Below are 18471 nucleotides of genomic sequence, written 5' to 3' on the forward strand. Positions count from 1 at the left end.
CACTGCCGGAACGCATCCGCGCCGATACGCTACGACCCGGTAGCCCTTGATCCGGCCCTCGCACACCGCCGGTTCACGGACGTCCCGTGCACGCCGTCGCCCACCCTTTCCCACTCCCACGCATCCCGGACCACCGACCACCTCAGGACACACAGGAGCCGCAGCCCGATGTCCGAGTCAGCCGCCCAGTCCGCCGATCGCCGTGCCGACGCCGAGAGCGTCGGCAGGGCCGACAGCATCGATATCCACACCACCGCGGGCAAGCTCGCCGATCTCCGGCGCAGGATCGACGAGGCGACGCACGCCGGTTCCGCGAGGGCGGTGGAGAAGCAGCACGCCAAGGGCAAGCTGACCGCCCGGGAGCGGGTCGAGCTGCTGCTGGACGAGGGGTCGTTCGTCGAACTCGACGAGTTCGCCCGCCACCGGTCCACCAACTTCGGCATCGAGAAGAACCGGCCGTACGGGGACGGCGTCGTCACCGGCTACGGCACGGTCGACGGCCGGACGGTCTGCGTGTACTCGCAGGACTTCACCATCTTCGGCGGTTCGCTGGGCGAGGTCTACGGCGAGAAGATCGTCAAGGTGATGGACTTCGCCCTGAAGACCGGCTGCCCGGTCGTCGGCATCAACGACGGCGGCGGCGCCCGGATCCAGGAGGGCGTGGTGGCCCTCGGCCTGTTCGCCGAGATCTTCCGCCGCAATGTGCACGGCTCCGGGGTCATCCCGCAGATCTCCCTGATCGTCGGCCCCTGCGCGGGCGGCGCGGTCTACTCCCCCGCGATCACCGACTTCACGGTGATGGTCGACCAGACCTCGCACATGTTCATCACGGGACCGGACGTCATCAAGACCGTCACCGGTGAGGACGTCGGCTTCGAGGAGCTCGGCGGCGCGCGGACGCACAACACGACCTCGGGCGTGGCCCACCACATGGCGGGCGACGAGAAGGAGGCCATCGAGTACGTCAAGGCGCTGCTCTCCTACCTGCCGTCGAACAACCTCTCCGAGCCGCCCTCCTTCCCGGACGAGGCCGACCTGGGGGTCTCGGACACCGACCGCGAGCTGGACACGCTGATCCCGGACTCGGCGAACCAGCCGTACGACATGCACACGGCCATCGAGCACGTGCTGGACGACGGCGAGTTCCTGGAGACCCAGGCCCTGTTCGCGCCGAACATCATCACCGGCTTCGGCCGGGTCGAGGGCCGGCCGGTGGGCATCGTCGCCAACCAGCCGATGCAGTTCGCCGGCTGCCTGGACATCAACGCCAGTGAGAAGGCCGCCCGTTTCGTCCGCACCTGCGACGCGTTCAACGTCCCGGTGCTCACCTTCGTGGACGTCCCGGGCTTCCTGCCCGGCACCGACCAGGAGTACAACGGCATCATCCGGCGCGGCGCCAAGCTGATCTACGCCTACGCGGAGGCCACCGTCCCGCTGATCACGGTGATCACCCGCAAGGCGTTCGGCGGGGCGTACGACGTGATGGGCTCCAAGCACCTGGGCGCCGACCTGAACCTGGCCTGGCCGACGGCCCAGATCGCCGTCATGGGCGCCCAGGGCGCGGTCAACATCCTGCACCGCCGGGCGCTGGCCGCCGCGGAGTCGGACGAGGAGCGTGAGGAGCTGCGCGCCCGGTTGATCGCCGACTACGAGGACACGCTGCTCAACCCGTACACGGCCGCCGAGCGCGGCTACGTGGACGCGGTGATCATGCCGTCCGACACCCGCCGCCACATCGTCCAGGGCCTGCGCACGCTGCGTGACAAGCGCGAGGTGTTGCCGCCCAAGAAGCACGGGAACATCCCGCTGTAGCGATCGGCTGTACGAAGGGGGCCGCCGGCGCTGAACAGCGCGGACAGCGCGGCCGGCGCGTGAAGCGTGAAGGGAGCTTCAGGTGATCAAGGTGCTACGCGGCAATCCCACGCCCGAGGAGCTGGCCGCCGCACTGGCGGTGGTCCAGGCCCGTGCGGCGGCCGGGGCGGGCGCCGCCGCGCCCGACGAGGAGGTCCGCCCCGAGTGGGCCAGCCCGGCCCGGCTGACCCGGGCCCGGCGCGCGCCGGCCCCCGGACCGCGGTCCTGGCGTACGTCCTACTGGCCCGCCTGAGCCGTCGAGACGCGCCTCACACCACGGCCTGAGTACCCGTACTCAGGCCGGAAGGGCGCGTCGGCCGCACCATGAGGGCGTGCTGTGGTCCGACCCGTCCGACAAACCCCCCGACGAGCTGCGCGAGGCCCAGGCCATGCTGCGGCGGGCCGGGATCTTGCTGGCCGTCGGCATGGTGGTGCTGTTTCTGGTCCTCGGCGTGCACTGAGGAAGCCCCATAGGAGGAAACCCCAGAAGCCACAGCTTTCACACAGGTTTGTTCCGGTCGCAACCAAAACCGCCCGGTTCCGCATCCTCCTCCGGGGGATCACCGCGAACCGGGGAGTGGTCACGCCATGAACAAGCCCGTACGACACATAGCGCTCTTCACCGGCCTCCTGGTGCTGGCGCTGCTCGTCCGGAGCACCTGGGTCCAGTTCGTCCAGGCCGACGAGCTCGCCCATCACGACAAGAACCGCCGGGTGAAGATGGCCGCCTACGCCCAGCCGCGCGGCGACATCATCGTCGGCGGCAAACCCGTCACCGGCTCCGCGCCGACGACGGGGAGCGACCTGAAGTACAAACGCACGTACAAGGACGGGGCGATGTACGCCCCGGTGACCGGCTACTCGTCGCAGATCTACGCCAACAGCCACCTGGAGTACGTCTACGACCGCTTCCTCTCCGGCACCGACGACCGGCTGTCCCTCCGGAACCCCGCCGACCTGCTGACCGGGAAGCGGGCCGAGGGGGGCGACGTGGTCACCACCATCGACCCGAAGGCCCAGAAGGCCGCCTACGAGGGCCTGGCCAAGTACAAGGGCGCCGCCGTGGCCATCGAGCCCTCCACCGGCAAGATCCTCGCCATGGCCTCCACGCCGTCCTACGACCCCTCGGTCTTCTCCGGGGAGAGCAACAAGGGCAGCAAGGCGTGGCAGGCGCTGGAGAAGGACAAGGACAAGCCGCTCTCCAACCGGGCGATCAAGGAGCTGTACCCGGCGGGCTCCACCTTCAAGATCCTCACCGCCGCGGCCGCCCTGGACCACGGGCTCTACCACGACATCGACACCCCGACCGACTCGCCGTACCCGTGGAACCTGCCGGACACGGTGACGCCGATGAAGAACGAGAACGAGAGCGCGCCCTGCCGCAACGCCTCGCTCAAGGTCGCGATGCAGTACTCGTGCAACAACGTCTTCGCCAAGATCGCCGCCGAGCTGGGCAAGGACAAGATGCGCGAGACGGCCGAGAAGTTCGGCTTCAACCAGGACCTCTACATGCCGGTCTCGGTCGTCAAGAGCGTCTACCCGAAGGACACCAACCGGCCGCAGACCGCCCTCACCGGCATCGGCCAGGGCAGCCTGGCCGCCACGCCCTTCCAGATCGCCATGATGACCGCGGCGCTCGCCAACGACGGCAAGCTGATGAAGCCGTACCTGGTGGACTCGCTGCGCGCGCCGGACCTGTCCACGGTCGAGCGGCACCAGCCGGAGGAGATGACGCAGGCCGTCTCCCCGGACACCGCGAAGAAGGTCCAGCGGATGATGGAGTTCACGGCCCAGGAGGGCACCGGCAAGGCGGCGCTGATCGACGGGGTCACCGTCGGCGGCAAGACGGGCACCGCGCAGCACGGCGTCAACAACAGCAAGATTCCGTACGCCTGGTTCGTCTCCTACGCCAAGAAGGCGGACGGCTCCCCGGTCGCGGTGGCCGTCTTCATCGACCCGGAGGGCTCGGGGGTCGACCGGGACGACGTGTCGGGCGGCGGACTCGCCGGGCCCATCGCGAAGAAGATCATGCAGGCCGTGCTCGCGAAATGACGCGCGGGCCGGACGGAGGGCGCGGCGCGGGTGGACGGGAGCGGGCGGGCGGGACGGGTCCCTTAGCCTGGCCCGTATGACTGCTGCCACGCCCGCCCGCCGCCTCGTCCTCGCCTCCCAGTCCCCCGCCCGCCTCGGCCTGCTGCGCCAGGCCGGGCTGGCCCCCGAGGTGATCGTGAGCGGTGTGGACGAGGACGCGCTCACCGCCCCCGACCCGGGGACGCTGGCGCTGGTGCTGGCCGAGGCCAAAGCCGCGGCGGTCGCCGCCAGGCCCGAGGCCGCGGGGGCGCTCGTGGTCGGCTGCGACTCGGTGCTGGAGCTGGACGGCCGGGCGCTCGGCAAGCCGGCCGACGCCGAGGACGCCACGGCCCGCTGGAAGTCCATGCGGGGACGCTCCGGTGTGCTGCGGACCGGTCACTGTGTGATCGACACGGTGACCGGCCGTCGCACCTCGGCGACCGCCTCCACGACGGTCCGCTTCGGTGAGCCGACCGACGCCGAGATCGCCGCCTACGTGGCCTCCGGCGAACCGCTGTACGTCGCCGGAGCCTTCACCCTGGACGGCCGCTCCGCCCCCTTCGTCGAGGGCATCGACGGCGACCCGGGGAATGTGATCGGCCTGTCCCTCCCGCTGCTCCGCGGGCTGCTGGCGGAGCAGGGGATCGCGATCACCGATCTGTGGGTGTGACACCCGTACCGCGCGCGGGCGCGGTGGCCGGAGGGATCAAAGAGGCAGCTTCTCGGTGACCTGGCCGACCTGCTTGAGCTGGTTCAGCTCGTTCAGCTTGCCCAGTTCGTTGACGGCGTCCGGGTAGATGCTGGTCGGCGGGTTCTTCGGCGGGGTCATCGCCTGGGGCGGCGCGGCGGGGGCCTTCTGCGGGCCGGACGCCTGCTGGGGAGAGGTCGTCCTGTGCTGACCGGACGCCTTCTGCTGCCCGCCCTGCTTCTGCTGACCGGACGCCTTCTGCCGGCCCGTCGTCTTCTGCTGGCCGGTCGTCTTCTGCCGAGCGGACGACTTCTGGGAGGTGTCCGTCCCGTTCGGGGTGTCGGTCGCGGGCGGGGCGGTGACGTCGTCCGCGCTCGCCGTGGGCCCCTTCGGCTGCGGCAGCGGCAGCGGTGCGGCGGACGCGGTGGCGGCGGAGGTCACGGAGAGAGCGGCCCCGGCCAGGGCGACGGCCGCTGCGATGCGCTTGATCATGACTTCTTCAACGATGTCATGGCATATCGGTCACTGCACCGGAACGTTCCGGGCGCCCGGCACCCCCGGGAACACCCCGGAATTCGCACGCACTTCGGGCCACCGCCGACTGCGTACGAGTCGTGGCCCCGAACCTCCGCGCCCCGATCCCGCTCGCCCCCAAGGCAGTTGACCGACCCACACAACACCTCCCTCGCAGCGGCCTCTCCCACCCCGCACGCCACTCCCGGCCTACCCCCGGGTAACCTCCCGGGCCCTCAGAAACCCCCGCCCCGCCCTCCGGCCGGACGGCCGCACCGCAAACTTTCCGTCGCCCGTTCGTAGGGACTCCACAAAGATTCCGCCCCGGCGCTCCCGGACGTTCGCCGAGACCTTGACCACATCAAGATTCGACCGGCGCTCCGGTGGAGGCGGCGTACCGTGGGACATCAGGGGTCTCCGGCATGCGCGGGGCGCTCGCCTCACGCTCCGTGTGGGCAAGGTCACCCTCGACGTCGGGTCGGCACAGAGTGTCGCCAGTACCTAAACTCACCTTGTTTCAAGGAGGGAGCCATCGTGCGCAAGGTGCTCATCGCCAATCGTGGCGAAATCGCTGTCCGCGTTGCTCGTGCGTGCCGGGACGCCGGGATCGCAAGTGTGGCGGTCTACGCCGATCCGGACCGGGACGCCCTGCATGTCCGGGTGGCCGATGAAGCGTACGCGCTGGGCGGTGACACCCCTGCGGCCAGCTATCTCGACATGGCCAAGGTGCTTGCCGCGGCGGCGGAGTCCGGGGCGGACGCGATCCACCCGGGTTACGGCTTCCTCTCCGAGAACGCCGAGTTCGCGCAGGCCGTCATCGACGCGGGGCTGACCTGGATCGGCCCGCCCCCGCACGCCATCCGCGACCTGGGCGACAAGGTGGCGGCCCGTCACATCGCCCAGCGCGCCGGCGCGCCGCTGGTCGCGGGCACCGCCGACCCGGTCTCGGGGGCCGACGAGGTCGTCGCGTTCGCCGAGGAGAACGGCCTGCCGATCGCCATCAAGGCCGCCTTCGGCGGTGGCGGGCGCGGTCTGAAGGTCGCCCGCACCCTGGAGGAGGTCCCGGAGCTCTACGACTCCGCGGTCCGTGAGGCGGTCGCCGCCTTCGGGCGCGGCGAGTGCTTCGTCGAGCGCTACCTCGACCGCCCCCGGCACGTCGAGACCCAGTGTCTGGCCGACAAGCACGGCAACGTCGTGGTGGTCTCCACCCGTGACTGCTCCCTCCAGCGCCGCCACCAGAAGCTCGTCGAGGAGGCGCCCGCGCCGTTCCTGACCGACGAGCAGAACGCCGAGCTCTACCGCGCCTCCAAGGCGATCCTGCGCGAGGCGGGCTACGAGGGCGCGGGCACGTGCGAGTTCCTGGTGGGCCAGGACGGCACGATCTCCTTCCTGGAGGTCAACACCCGGCTCCAGGTCGAGCACCCGGTCACCGAGGAGGTCAGCGGCCTCGACCTCGTCCGCGAGATGTTCCGCATCGCGGACGGCGAGGAGCTCGGCTACGACGACCCGCCGCTGCGGGGTCACTCGTTCGAGTTCCGCATCAACGGCGAGGACCCGGGCCGCAACTTCCTGCCCGCCCCGGGCACCGTCACCCGCTTCGACGCGCCCTCCGGCCCGGGCGTCCGCCTGGACGCGGGCGTCGAGGCCGGCAGCGTCATCGGCCCGGCCTGGGACTCCCTGCTGGCCAAGCTGATCGTCACCGGCGCCACCCGGGAGCAGGCGCTCCAGCGCGCGGCCCGCGCGCTCGGCGAGTTCCAGGTCGAGGGCATGGCCACGGCCATCCCCTTCCACCGCGCGGTGGTCGCGGACCCGGCGTTCGCGCCCGCCGACGGCACCCCGTTCAAGGTGCACACCCGCTGGATCGAGACCGAGTTCACCAACACCATCGCCCCCTTCGCGGGTGCGGCGGCGGAGGACGAGGAGGAGGCGCCCGGCCGCGAGACCGTGGTGGTCGAGGTCGGCGGCAAGCGCCTGGAGGTCTCCCTGCCGTCCTCGCTGGGCATGACCATCGCCCGCACGGCCGCCGCGGGCGGGGCCCGTCCCAAGCGCCGCGCGGCGAAGAAGGCCGGCTCGGCCGCCTCGGGCGACGCGCTGACCTCGCCCATGCAGGGCACGATCGTCAAGGTCGCGGTCGAGGAGGGCCAGCAGGTCGACGCCGGTGACCTGGTCGTCGTCCTGGAGGCCATGAAGATGGAGCAGCCCATCAACGCGCACCGGGCGGGCACGGTCAAGGGCATCACCGCGGAGATCGGCGCGTCGGTGTCGTCCGGAGCGGTGATCTGCGAGATCAAGGACTGACGGGTTCGCCCGTGCGAGAGGGCCCCGGTCGCATCCTTGATGATGCCGGCCGGGGCCCTCTCGCGTTACGCGTCAGACGACGCGTCCGAGGTTGGTGATACGCACCGTGTCCTCACTCACCAGGTAAAGCACCCGCCAGGCTCCGACCGCCAGTCGGTGGTATCCGGACTCCCCCAACGGTGAGGCGCCTTCCGGGCATGGATCATCGGCCAGTTCCCGCACGGCTGCCACGCACAGCTTGGCTCCCGTGGGGTCGCCCGGACGCAGTCGGCGAAGGGCGCTCACGCTGTGGTGCTCCCACACCACGGTCCAGGTCACGCAGCCGGCTTCCCCTCCGCGGCCTCGTCCGCAGCCAGCAGCGCTTCGACCTGGTCATGCGGGATCCACCGGCTCCCGGGATCTTCCGCGACGGCCTTGGCCTGCGCCAGGTCCACCTCGTCCCGAAGCCGCTGATACTCCTTCAATTCCTCTATCGGGACGAGAACCGCCGCCGGCTTGCCGTACTCGGTGATGACGATGTGCTCGTGCCCGTGCCGCACGCGGCCCACGAGCTGCCCGAGCTGGTTCCGGGCTTCCACGAGTGGATACGTGTCCATGCACAAAACAGTACCGTCAAGCGCCTGCGTACAGAGTCGCCCGTTCGTATGAAATGAACCCGCCGGGCATCCCCCGCCCCCGTGACATCCTTGACACCGCGGGGGAGCGACCGGGGAGGACGGGACGGACATGACGACCGAGGCGGCACCGCCGTCACCACGACCCATGCGCGCGGACGCCCGCCGCAACTACGAGCGGCTGCTCACGGAGGCCCGCACCGCCTTCACGGAGCACGGCACCGACGCCTCGCTGGAGGACGTCGCGCGGCGGGCCGGGGTGGGCATCGGGACGCTGTACCGCCATTTCCCGAGCCGGACGGCGCTGATGTGCGCGGTGTTCCAGGGCGAGGTGGACGGGCTGCTGGCGCGCTCGCGGGAGCTGCTGGCGGCGCCGGAGCCGTGCCGGGCGCTGGTGGACTGGCTGCGGGCCGTCGTGGCGCACGCCAGTACGTACCGGGGGCTGGCGAGAGCCCTGATGGCCGCGCAGGGCGACGAGGCGTCCGACCTGGCGCGGTGCAGCCTGCCGATGCGCGAGGCGGGCGGCACGCTGCTCGCGCGGGCGCAGCAGGCCGGCGTGGTCCGCCCCGATCTGGGCGTCACCGACCTGTTGCAGCTGACCAACGCGATCGCCCTGGCCGTGGAACAGGCACCGGAGGACCCGGAGTTGGGCGACCGTCTGCTGAAGCTGACGCTGGAGGGGATCCGGCCGGGCGCCGGGAGGGCCTGACCTCCCGGGGCGGCGGATCCGGTGCCCCTCCGGCGCCCTACCGCCGCCGCGGCGCCAGGTCCGCCACCCGGGCCGACTGCTGCTCGCCCAGGGAGACGGCTCCCCGCAGCTGCGCCTGCACACCGGGCGGGCCGCCCTGGACCGGTCCCGAGTACGACTGGCCGTGCGGGCCGCCATGGCCGCCGTGCCCGCCGTGCCGTCCGCCCTCTGCCAGTGGATGGCCCCGCCGCTGCCCCGGCAGCGGCGGCGCGTCCCGGCGGCGGGCCGGTGGGCCTCCCTCCCCGTGGGTGCCCACGGTCCCCGGGCCCGACCCCGCGCCGGGCCCCGCGACCGCGATGTGCACGCCCTGGTCGGCGAGAGCCTGGAGCTCCGTCGACGCCCGCTCGTCGTGCGGCGGGGGCTCGTCGGTCACGAGTCTGGTGATCACATCGGTCGGCACCGTCTGGAACATGGTGTCGGTGCCGAGCTTGGTGTGGTCCGCGAGGACCACGACCTCGGCCGCGGCCTGCACCAGCGCCCGGTCGACGCTGGCGGAGAGCATGTTGGACGTGGACAGGCCGCGCTCGGCGGTCAGCCCGCTCCCGGACAGGAACGCCCGGGACACCCGCAGCCCCTGGAGGGACTGCTCGGCGCCACTGCCGACCAGCGCGTAGTTGGAGCCGCGCAGGGTGCCACCGGTCATCACGACCTCGACCCGGTTGGCGTGGGCGAGCGCCTGGGCGACGAGCAGGGAGTTGGTCACCACGGTCAGCCCCGGTACACGCGCGAGCCGGCGGGCCAGCTCCTGCGTGGTCGTACCGGCGCCGACGACGACGGCTTCGCCCTCCTCGACGAAGCTCGCCGCGAGATCGGCGATGGCCGTCTTCTCCGCGGTCGCTAGATGGGATTTCTGCGGGAAGCCGGACTCCCTGGTGAAACCACCCGGCAGCACCGCACCGCCGTGCCGGCGGTCGAGCAGTCCTTCGGCTTCGAGCGCCCGTACGTCACGCCGCACGGTCACTTCGGAGGTCTGGACAACGCGGGCGAGCTCACGCAGCGATACCGCTCCGTTGGCGCGCACCATTTCGAGGATCAATTGACGACGTTCTGCAGCGAACACGAAACCGACAGTAACGCCAACGACCATCTGCTTTCAGCAGGTTGCACCAACTAACGGAAGTTGTTCGTCGCGCAACCCAAGAAGTGGTATAGGGAACCGGAAGGAGAGGCGCCTCCTCCGGTCCCCCCGGCCTCAGCTCTCCCGCTGCGCCTTGCGCGTGTGCAGCTGACGCGCCACTTCCGCGACAGACCCGGACAGGGACGGGTACACCGTGAACGCGTTCGCGATCTGTTCCACGGTCAGATTGTTGTCGACCGCGATCGCAATCGGATGAATCAGCTCGCTGGCGCGCGGGGCCACCACCACGCCGCCGACCACGATGCCCGTGCCGGGACGGCAGAACATCTTGACGAATCCGTCCCTGATTCCCTGCATCTTCGCGCGGGGATTGCGCAGCAGCGGCAGCTTGACGACCCGGGCGTCAATCAGGCCCTTGTCGACGTCGGCCTGGGAATACCCGACCGTGGCAATCTCCGGATCCGTAAATACGTTCGCAGATACAGCCTTGAGGTTGAGCGGTGCCACCGCGTCACCCAGGAAGTGGTACATCGCGATCCGGCCCTGCATGGCGGCGACCGAGGCGAGGGCGAGCACACCGGTGCAGTCGCCGGCCGCGTAGACGCCCGGGGCGCTCGTGCGCGAGACCTTGTCGGTCCAGATGTGCCCGGACTCCGTCAGCCGGACGCCGGACTCCTCCAGGCCCATGTCGGCGGAGTTCGGGATCGAGCCCACCGCCATCAGGCAGTGCGTGCCGCTGATGACCCGTCCGTCGGCCAGGGTGACCTCCACCCGGTCGCCCACCCGCTTGGCGGCCTGCGCCCGCGAGCGCGCCATGACGTTCATGCCGCGGCGCCGGAAGACGTCCTCCAGCACGGCGGCCGCGTCCGGGTCCTCGCCCGGCAGCACCCGGTCGCGCGAGGAGACCAGGGTGACCTCCGAGCCCAGCGCCTGGTAGGCGCCCGCGAACTCGGCGCCGGTGACGCCGGAGCCCACCACGATGAGCTCCTCGGGCAGCGCGTCCAGGTCGTAGACCTGGGTCCAGTTGAGGATCCGCTCGCCGTCCGGCAGCGCGTCCGGAATCTCCCGGGGGTGGGCGCCGGTGGCGATCAGCACCGCGTCGGCGGACAGCGTCTCCTCGGCGCCGTCGGCCGCCCGCACGATCACCCGGCGGGTGCCGTCGGCCTCCCGCACCGGGTCGAGCCGGCCCCGGCCGCGCAGCACCCGGCCTCCCGCGCGGGTCACGGAGGCCGTGATGTCGTGCGACTGGGCCAGCGCCAGCCGCTTCACCCTGCGGTTGACCTTCCCCAGGTCCACCCCGATCACGGCGCCGTCGTCGACGGTGATCCCCAGCTCCTCGTACGACGAGTCGAAGGAGGTCCTCACCTCCGCCGTCGCTATGAGCGTCTTCGAGGGCACGCAGTCGGTGAGCACCGACGCCCCGCCCAGACCGTCGCAGTCGACGACGGTCACCTCCGCACCGAGCTGCGCGGCGACGAGCGCCGCCTCATAGCCGCCGGGTCCGCCACCGATGATCACGATCCGAGTCACGTACTCCATTGTCCCGCACCCATCAAAGCGACTCCTTCCGGGGCCTCCGGTGGTTCCGGCCGCCGCGCGACGGCGTACGTGCTCCCTTCGAGACTGCCATCCCAAATGCGGTCCCGCCTCACTCCCGTACCCTCAGAACCATGTCGCTCTACGCCGCGTACGCCGGCAACCTCGACGCGCGGCTGATGACGCGCCGCGCCCCCCACTCGCCGCTGCGCGGCACGGGCTGGCTCGCCGACTGGCGCCTGACCTTCGGCGGGGAGCAGATGGGCTGGGAGGGCGCCCTGGCCACCGTGGTGGAGGAGCCGCAGTCACAGGTCTTCGTCGCCCTCTACGACATCGCTCCGATGGACGAGGAGTCGATGGACCGTTGGGAGGGCGTCGGCCTCGGCATCTACCGGCGCATGCGCGTCCGGGTGCACACCCTGGACGGCGAGGAGACCGCCTGGATCTACGTCCTCAACGGCTACGAGGGCGGCCTGCCCTCCGCCCGCTACCTGGGCGAGATCGCGGACGCGGCGGAGTCGGCGGGGGCGCCGCACGACTATGTGATGGAGCTGCGCAAGCGGCCGTGCTGAGGCACGACAGCCCGTCCGGCGTTTGAGGACAGCGCGCGAAGCGCGCTTCGGGGGGTGCGGGGGCACAGCCCCTGCAAGAAACGGTGAAAGGGCGGGGTTGGGGCACCCTCCCGCGCCTCGCGGAACTGCACCCGCAGGGCCACCTTCCGGACCTCTCGTGGGATACGACGAAGGAACAGTCGCAAGACCGTAACCTGCGACATCTACGCGCGTAGGCGCCGACCGGTTACCCTCGTCCGCGTGAACGCATCAGTTACTCCGGACATCCAGGCCGACCCGTACGCCGCGGCCGACGCCGCCGCCGCCCGCCTGCGCGAGCTCACGGGCGCCGAGACCCACGACGTCGCCCTGGTCATGGGCTCCGGCTGGGTTCCCGCCACCGAGGCGCTCGGCACCCCCGAGACCGAGTTCCCGGTCACCGAGCTCCCGGGCTTCTCCGCCGCCGCCGTCGCCGGCCACGCGGGCACCGTGCGCTCGTACAAGGTCAACGACAAGCGCGCGCTCGTCTTCCTCGGCCGTACGCACTACTACGAGGGCCGCGGCGTCGCCGCCGTCGTGCACGGCGTGCGCACCTCCGTCGCCGCCGGCTGCAAGACCGTCGTCCTGACCAACGGCTGCGGCGGCCTGCGCGAGGGCATGCGCCCCGGCCAGCCGGTGCTGATCAGCGACCACATCAACCTCACGGCGACCTCGCCGATCGTCGGCGCCAACTTCGTCGACCTCACCGACCTGTACTCGTCCCGCCTCCGCACCCTGTGCAAGGAGGTCGACCCGACCCTCGAAGAGGGCGTGTACGTCCAGTTCCCCGGCCCGCACTACGAGACGCCGGCCGAGATCAAGATGATCCGTACCCTGGGCGCGGACCTGGTCGGCATGTCCACCACCCTGGAAGCGATCGCGGCGCGCGAGGCGGGCGCGGAGGTGCTCGGCATCTCCCTCGTCACCAACCTGGCCGCGGGCATGACCGGCGAGCCCCTCAACCACGAAGAGGTGCTCCAGGCCGGCCGTGACTCGGCCGCCCGCATGGGCTCGCTGCTGGCGCAGGTGCTGCCCCGCCTGTGACGGCCCGCCGCCCGGAGGCGCGGGCCCACCCACGGCGGGCAGCCGGTGGGCGGGCCCGCGCCTCCGGCGCGTGTCGAGCCCCTTCCGGCCGGGCGTGAGCCCTTCCCGGTGAATCGGGGAACACACGTACCAGTGCCCCCGGACGCCACCGCCGCCCGCCCGCGCCGTACCCGCACCACACACCGCACCGCACGCATCGCATCGCATCGCACCAGACAACCCCCGGAGGAACATCGTGGAGCAGGAGCGAGACCTCCTCACCCGAGCCCGGACCTGGCTCGCCGAGGACCCCGACCCCGAGACCCGCGCCGAGCTCGCCGAGCTGATCGACGCCGAGAACCTGCCCGAGCTGGCGGCCCGCTTCGCCGGCACCCTGCAGTTCGGCACCGCCGGCCTCCGCGGCGAGCTGGGCGCGGGCCCGATGCGGATGAACCGCGCCGTGGTCATCCGGGCGGCGGCGGGCCTCGCCGCGTACCTCAAGAAGCAGGGCAATCCCGGCGGCACCGTCGTCATCGGCTATGACGCCCGTCACAAGAGCGCGGACTTCGCCCGCGACACGGCGGCCGTCATGGTCGGCGCGGGCCTCAAGGCGGCGCTCCTCCCCCGCCCCCTGCCCACCCCGGTCCTCGCCTTCGCCATCCGCCACCTGGGTGCCGTGGCCGGTGTCGAGGTGACCGCCAGCCACAACCCGCCGCGCGACAATGGCTACAAGGTCTACCTGGGCGACGGCTCCCAGATCGTGCCCCCGGCCGACGCCGGGATCGCCGCCGAGATCGCCGCCGTCGCGAGCCTGGACGACGTGCCCCGCCCGTCGGCCGGCTGGGAGACCCTCCGCGACACCGTCGTCGAGGCGTACCTGGAGCGGACGGACGCCGTCCTGACCGCCGGTTCCGCCCGCGACGTGCGCGTCGTCTACACGCCGCTGCACGGCGTCGGCCGCACCGTCCTGACCGCCGCCTTCGCCCGCGCCGGCTTCCCGGCCCCGGTCGTCGTCGCCGAGCAGGCCGAGCCGGACCCGGAGTTCCCGACCGTCGCCTTCCCCAACCCGGAGGAGCCGGGCGCGATGGACCTGTCCTTCGCCACGGCCCGCGACGCGGCCGCCCGGGGCGAGGCGCCGGACATCATCATCGCCAACGACCCGGACGCCGACCGCTGCGCCGTCGCCGTGCCCGACCCCGCCTCCGCCGAGGGCTGGCGGATGCTGCGCGGCGACGAGGTCGGCGCGCTGCTGGCCGAGCACCTGGTGCACAAGAACGCGATCGGCACCTTCGCGACGACGATCGTCTCGTCGTCCCTGCTCTCCCGCATCGCCGCCACGAGCACCGGCACCTCCTACGAGGAGACCCTCACCGGCTTCAAGTGGCTGGCCCGCGCCGACGGCCTGCGCTACGCCTACGAGGAGGCGCTGGGCTACTGCGTGGACCCGGAGGGCGTCCGTGACAAGGACGGCATCACCGCCGCCCTGCTCGTCGCCGAGCTGGCCGCCGAGCTCAAGGAGAAGGGCCGCACCCTCACCGACCTCCTCGACGACCTGGCCGTCGAGCACGGCCTGCACGCCACGGACCAGCTCTCGGTCCGCGTCCAGGACCTGTCCCTGATCGCCGACGCCATGCGGCGGCTGCGCGAGCAGCCCCCGTCCGCCCTGGCCGGCCTCGCCGTCGCCACGGCGGAGGACCTGGCCGAGGGCTCGGCCGCACTGCCGCCGACCGACGGCCTGCGGTACCACCTTTCGGGTGACGCCGAGGGCACCGTCTCGGGCGCCCGGGTGATCGTCCGCCCGAGCGGCACCGAGCCGAAGCTCAAGTGCTACCTGGAGGTCGTCGTCCCGGTCGGCTCCGCGACGGCCCTCGCCGACGCGCGGCGCCGGGCGGCGGACGTCCTCGCGGCGATCAAGAAGGACCTGGCGGAGGCGGCGGGTATCTGACCCGTCGCAGGCCCTGTTCCCGGCGCACGGGGGCGGGGCCTTCGCCGTCGCTCGCCTACGGTTCCTGCTGAACGGCCTGGACGGCCTGGACGGCCTGGACGGCCTCAGCGTCGACGCGGACGTCGATCAGGTCACTGACCACGACGCCGCCCCGGTCGACGGAGTCGTTCCAACTGACGCCGAAGTCCTGCCGGTTGATACGCGTCCTCCCGGTGAACCCGGCACGCCGCCGGGGACCGAGGTCACGCCCGTCCTCCCACCACGGGGTGTCCCACTGCCCCAGATAGGTCATGTCGAGCGTCACCGGCCGCGTCACGCCCCGCACCGTGAGGTCACCGTCGACCGCGAACTCGGTGGCGCTCAGCTGCCTCACCTGCGTTCCGGTGAACGTCCAGGCCGGGTGATGCTCGACGTCGAAGAAGTCGGCGCTGCGGAGATGGGCGTCGCGCTGCGGTTGTCCGGTCCACACCTGCGTGGCGTCCATGGTCACCTCGACCCGCGCGTTCTCCGGGTGGTCGGGATCGACTTCGAGGGAACCGTGAACGTCCTTGATGTGCCCGCGCACGTACGTGACCATCATGTGGCGCGCCCGGAATTCGACACCGGTGTGGCCCGGCTCGAAGAACCATCTGGTGATGTTGCTGCTGGCCATGGCGGCTCCACGGGCACCGTCGTGCCCTTGCCGCCAGGGTAGTACCGGGACGGAAAGGGATGCATTCCGGCGGGGAGAACCCCCACGTCAGGCGGCGCCGGGGACAGGAAGGCGGTCTCTCAATTCCCGTCCCCCACAGCCGCATCGCGATTCCCGTCCCCGGCCGAGTGGTGACGGAGCCCGTCACCACTCGATGAGGACCGCCCCGCCGCAACCGGCCTTGCCCGCCTTGCCCGGCTCTCCGGGGTACCCGCGGAAACCGTTCCGCCCCTTGCCGCCGTTGCCGGTGTGCTTGTTGCCGTTGCCGCCCTCTCCGCCGAAGCCCGAGTCGCCGCCTTCGCCGCCGGTTCCGCCCGCTCCGCCGCAGCCGTACTTGCCCGGGGCCGTCCCGCCGGCTCCGCCGGCCCCGCCCGCGCCGCCGCCCGTGATCGTGCCGCCGCGGTTTTGAAACTGCCCGTTCTCGCCGCGCGCACCGGCGCCGCTGGTGCCGCCTTTCTTCCCTGCGGCTCCGTGGACGCCCTCGATGGGCAGAGCTTCGCAGCCCATCCCGTTCGCTCCCGACCCGCCCTGGCCGCCGTTCGCACGCCCGGACGGACCGCCGCCCTTCCCTCCGTAGCCCTTGGAGGTCTTGGCGTTGTAGCCACCCTCGGCGCCACCACCACCCGAGGGCGAAAGCCCTGTGCGACCAGGCTTTCCACCCTCGGCATGCGCCGCGCCGCGGTCGAGGCTGTACGAGTAGCCAACCGCGTAAGCGACCGAGTTGCTTCCGCTGCCGCCTTCCTTGCCCCCGCTCCCCTTGGAGCCGTTCGTGCCGTCCTTGCCGCCTCCCCAAGCGGTGGCACCGCCCCCGCCTCCGCTGCCGCCACTGCCGCCACTGCCACCCGCTCCTGGGGTGCCCGCTCTGCCGACGTGGCCCGAGACGCTCCTGCTGCCCTTCTTCAGCGGGAGGTGGCACTTCACAAAGGCTCCGGCGCTGCCACCGCCACCACCTCCACCGCCGCCGCCCCCACCGCCACCACCGCCGCCGCCACCGCCACCACCGCCATCGCCGGCGTCGCCGCCACCGCCCCCACCCCCGCCACCGGACCCTCCGGCTCCGCCTGCCCCGCCACCGCCTCCACCCCAGAGCGAAACGGTGACCGCAGTCACAGTCACCCCCTTGGGCACTGTGAAGCTGTAATCCCCGGGCTTTGTGAACAGCTTGGAGCCGTGGGGCGCGTCGGCCGCTCGTGCGGACGGTGCCTGACCACCGGCCAGGAGACTCAGCGCGGCCACTCCCGAGAGCGCCGCCACCAAAGCCGGCCGGAGCCCCCGACGGTCGGGCGCCTGCCGTTCGTTCATCCCGTTCATCTCATTCATTGAGACCGCTTCCCTTCGTCGTCGGGTGGGCCCCGGCCGGAGCCGGGACGGGCCGGAGCACGCCCGGCTGCAAGCGTGCTCCGGCGATGTCTCCGCGAGCGGACGACTCAGAGGGAGCCGACCGTGCCGGACGCACCACCGGCCGCACTGGACACGACCGACTTGGCGGTGTCGGTGGCGTTCGCCAACGGCCCGCTGGGAGCTTGGGGCGCGACAGCGCTGCCGGCGGACGAACCGGAGCTCGACGAGTCGCCGGCGGAGTCCGACGACGATGACGCCTTCGGGTCGTACGAGTACGTCGTCACCTCGGAGTGGGCCTTGGTGAGCTTGCCGGGCGCCGGCGAGACGACCAGCACCGGCCCACCGCCCCGCCCGTGGTCGTCCGCGTGCGCGGCGGTGGCCTGGCCGAGGATGAGGCCGGAGGCGGCGACGGTCAGGAAGGCGGCGGTCAGCCGGGAACGGCGAAGAGCGGATACGATTCTCCTTTGGGGGTTCACTAATTCCTGAGAATTCTTATCCGGAGGGCACGCGGAACGCATGGCGCAGGGAATGCGGAAGCACGGCCCTTCACCGCCCTCCGAAGGGTGCGGAGCGGAAACGAGGGGAAACTTTTCCGCCGCGAGCACGGTATTTATCGGCCATTCAGATTGCACGTCAAGTCACACAGTCCGACCCCGGAGAGCGCATTCGCACGTGAATGCGACACCAGAACGCCGTCCGCAGCGAAGCCCCGCCTACGGAGATACCCGGAACTCGCCGGCACACCCACTGACACCTGTCCGACCAGCCCGGAGGCCGCCGCACCGACACCGCGAAAGCCCGCCCTCCCCCACCCCGCTCACAAGCCGCAACGCTCACCCCACCCCTCCGTCAACTCCCCACCACTCAGCCCCCGCTGGAGGAAATGAGCGCACGGAAGTTGAACTGTGGCCCCCTTCCTCTCCCCGCCCCTGCCCGACGGCCACCGCTCCGTCACTCGTCCAGGCAGTCGGCCAGCCGACGGCAGGTGCGACCGAGGTCGTCCATGTACATCGCCGCCGCTGTCCGGCCGGGTTCGGCAACACGGTCGAGGTCGTCCTCCACCCGGTGAATCAGCGCCGTCCACTGAATCCACGCCATCGTCCCCTGCTCCACCTCCTCCGCCCGACTACGAGCCACCCGCAACATGCGCCGCACGTGCTTGCGCAACGTCACGGTGATCTCCCGCACTTCGGCGGCCCGGGGCGGACGCGCCCGCACTTGGAGGGCGCGGCGGACGGTGGCACGGATGGTGACGAGGTCGAGGGGCTCGACGTCGCCGGTCATCAAGGTCATGACCGGCGGGTGCGGGTCGTCGCTGCGGCTGCGCGAGGGCTCGGCCGGTGGCATGGTGATCGCCTGGTTCCGTTCTGGTACGGGCGCATCGCCGGACGCGTGCGCCGGTTCGCCGGACGGCATCGGGTTTCACATCCCGGGTGCCACCGATTCCATCGCGGCAAGGCTGCAGGGACCACCGGCGATTCCACA

General features: G+C 71.6%; 20 protein-coding genes. 10 read left to right on the forward strand and 10 right to left on the reverse strand.

Features of this window, described 5'->3' with window-relative positions:
• Nucleotides 1-168 precede the first annotated feature (168 nt).
• The 5 genes from HN013_RS06825 to HN013_RS06840 all read left to right on the forward strand — a co-directional run bounded on the left by HN013_RS06825 (nt 169) and on the right by HN013_RS06840 (nt 4591).
• Nucleotides 169-1812 carry an acyl-CoA carboxylase subunit beta gene (locus HN013_RS06825; protein ID WP_212764042.1) on the forward strand — a complete coding sequence of 548 codons (1644 nt, stop codon included), beginning with the start codon at nt 169-171 and terminating at the stop codon, nt 1810-1812.
• Between the two features lie 82 nt (nt 1813-1894).
• Nucleotides 1895-2104 carry an acyl-CoA carboxylase epsilon subunit gene (locus HN013_RS06830; RefSeq protein WP_171164068.1) on the forward strand — a complete coding sequence of 70 codons (210 nt, stop codon included), beginning with the start codon at nt 1895-1897 and terminating at the stop codon, nt 2102-2104.
• A gap of 79 nt (nt 2105-2183) precedes the next feature.
• Nucleotides 2184-2312 (forward strand): morphogenic membrane protein MmpB, encoded by a 129-nt coding sequence (gene mmpB / locus HN013_RS33615; protein WP_283247524.1) that lies wholly within the window; start codon nt 2184-2186, stop codon nt 2310-2312.
• 127 nt (nt 2313-2439) lie between these two features.
• Nucleotides 2440-3903: a penicillin-binding protein 2 gene (locus HN013_RS06835; RefSeq protein ID WP_171164070.1), complete on the forward strand. Its 1464-nt coding sequence runs from the start codon at nt 2440-2442 to the stop codon at nt 3901-3903.
• Between the two features lie 76 nt (nt 3904-3979).
• A complete protein-coding gene (locus tag HN013_RS06840) occupies nt 3980-4591 on the forward strand; it encodes a nucleoside triphosphate pyrophosphatase (RefSeq protein ID WP_171164072.1) in 612 nt (203 codons plus the stop codon).
• A 36-nt stretch (nt 4592-4627) separates the two neighbouring features.
• On the opposite strand, the gene HN013_RS06845 is transcribed toward HN013_RS06840, so the two are convergent.
• Nucleotides 4628-5101 carry a hypothetical protein gene (locus HN013_RS06845; RefSeq protein ID WP_171164074.1) on the reverse strand — a complete coding sequence of 158 codons (474 nt, stop codon included), beginning with the start codon at nt 5099-5101 and terminating at the stop codon, nt 4628-4630.
• 555 nt (nt 5102-5656) lie between these two features.
• Between HN013_RS06845 and HN013_RS06850 the strand changes: the two genes are divergently transcribed.
• Nucleotides 5657-7420 (forward strand): biotin carboxylase N-terminal domain-containing protein, encoded by a 1764-nt coding sequence (locus HN013_RS06850; protein WP_171164075.1) that lies wholly within the window; start codon nt 5657-5659, stop codon nt 7418-7420.
• Nucleotides 7421-7492: 72 nt separating this feature from the next.
• On the opposite strand, the gene HN013_RS06855 is transcribed toward HN013_RS06850, so the two are convergent.
• Both HN013_RS06855 and HN013_RS06860 read right to left on the reverse strand, forming a co-directional pair.
• The gene (locus HN013_RS06855) at nt 7493-7738 is read right to left on the reverse strand and encodes a type II toxin-antitoxin system RelE/ParE family toxin (protein WP_171164077.1); all 246 of its coding nucleotides are present in this window, start codon (nt 7736-7738) and stop codon (nt 7493-7495) included.
• Nucleotides 7735-8016 (reverse strand): type II toxin-antitoxin system Phd/YefM family antitoxin, encoded by a 282-nt coding sequence (locus HN013_RS06860; protein WP_171164079.1) that lies wholly within the window; start codon nt 8014-8016, stop codon nt 7735-7737. Before HN013_RS06860 ends, HN013_RS06855 begins: the two co-directional genes overlap by 4 nt.
• Before the next feature lie 130 nt (nt 8017-8146).
• On the opposite strand from HN013_RS06860, the gene HN013_RS06865 reads away from it, so the two are divergent.
• Nucleotides 8147-8743, forward strand: a complete 597-nt coding sequence (locus tag HN013_RS06865; protein ID WP_398978681.1) for a TetR/AcrR family transcriptional regulator — start codon at nt 8147-8149, stop codon at nt 8741-8743.
• A 37-nt stretch (nt 8744-8780) separates the two neighbouring features.
• Here the strand turns inward: HN013_RS06865 and HN013_RS06870 are convergent, their stop codons facing one another.
• Together HN013_RS06870 and HN013_RS06875 are read right to left on the reverse strand one after the other, a co-directional pair.
• On the reverse strand, nt 8781-9806 hold the full coding sequence (locus tag HN013_RS06870; protein ID WP_249374809.1) for a DeoR/GlpR family DNA-binding transcription regulator: 1026 nt from the start codon (nt 9804-9806) through the stop codon (nt 8781-8783).
• A gap of 168 nt (nt 9807-9974) precedes the next feature.
• The gene (locus HN013_RS06875) at nt 9975-11399 is read right to left on the reverse strand and encodes an NAD(P)H-quinone dehydrogenase (protein WP_171164083.1); all 1425 of its coding nucleotides are present in this window, start codon (nt 11397-11399) and stop codon (nt 9975-9977) included.
• 131 nt (nt 11400-11530) lie between these two features.
• On the opposite strand from HN013_RS06875, the gene HN013_RS06880 reads away from it, so the two are divergent.
• The 3 genes from HN013_RS06880 (at nt 11531) to HN013_RS06890 (ending at nt 14954) form a co-directional block, all read left to right on the forward strand.
• Nucleotides 11531-11968 carry a gamma-glutamylcyclotransferase gene (locus HN013_RS06880; RefSeq protein WP_171164085.1) on the forward strand — a complete coding sequence of 146 codons (438 nt, stop codon included), beginning with the start codon at nt 11531-11533 and terminating at the stop codon, nt 11966-11968.
• Between the two features lie 240 nt (nt 11969-12208).
• On the forward strand, nt 12209-13030 hold the full coding sequence (locus HN013_RS06885) for a purine-nucleoside phosphorylase (RefSeq protein ID WP_171164087.1): 822 nt from the start codon (nt 12209-12211) through the stop codon (nt 13028-13030).
• 235 nt (nt 13031-13265) lie between these two features.
• The gene (locus HN013_RS06890; protein WP_171164088.1) at nt 13266-14954 is read left to right on the forward strand and encodes a phospho-sugar mutase; all 1689 of its coding nucleotides are present in this window, start codon (nt 13266-13268) and stop codon (nt 14952-14954) included.
• A gap of 55 nt (nt 14955-15009) precedes the next feature.
• On the opposite strand, the gene HN013_RS06895 is transcribed toward HN013_RS06890, so the two are convergent.
• The 5 genes from HN013_RS06895 to HN013_RS06915 all read right to left on the reverse strand — a co-directional run bounded on the left by HN013_RS06895 (nt 15010) and on the right by HN013_RS06915 (nt 18279).
• Nucleotides 15010-15606 (reverse strand): YceI family protein, encoded by a 597-nt coding sequence (locus HN013_RS06895; RefSeq protein ID WP_171164091.1) that lies wholly within the window; start codon nt 15604-15606, stop codon nt 15010-15012.
• Nucleotides 15607-15789: 183 nt separating this feature from the next.
• Nucleotides 15790-16152: a hypothetical protein gene (locus tag HN013_RS06900; protein ID WP_171164093.1), complete on the reverse strand. Its 363-nt coding sequence runs from the start codon at nt 16150-16152 to the stop codon at nt 15790-15792.
• Between the two features lie 410 nt (nt 16153-16562).
• Nucleotides 16563-16718: a hypothetical protein gene (locus HN013_RS32305; RefSeq protein ID WP_212764091.1), complete on the reverse strand. Its 156-nt coding sequence runs from the start codon at nt 16716-16718 to the stop codon at nt 16563-16565.
• A 354-nt stretch (nt 16719-17072) separates the two neighbouring features.
• The gene (locus HN013_RS06910; protein WP_312018524.1) at nt 17073-17462 is read right to left on the reverse strand and encodes a hypothetical protein; all 390 of its coding nucleotides are present in this window, start codon (nt 17460-17462) and stop codon (nt 17073-17075) included.
• 475 nt (nt 17463-17937) lie between these two features.
• On the reverse strand, nt 17938-18279 hold the full coding sequence (locus HN013_RS06915) for a DUF6415 family natural product biosynthesis protein (protein ID WP_171164095.1): 342 nt from the start codon (nt 18277-18279) through the stop codon (nt 17938-17940).
• Between the last annotated feature and the right edge of the window lie 192 nt (nt 18280-18471).

It is taken from the genome of Streptomyces sp. I05A-00742, assembly GCF_013055795.1.
Taxonomy (GTDB): Bacteria; Actinomycetota; Actinomycetes; order Streptomycetales; family Streptomycetaceae; genus Streptomyces.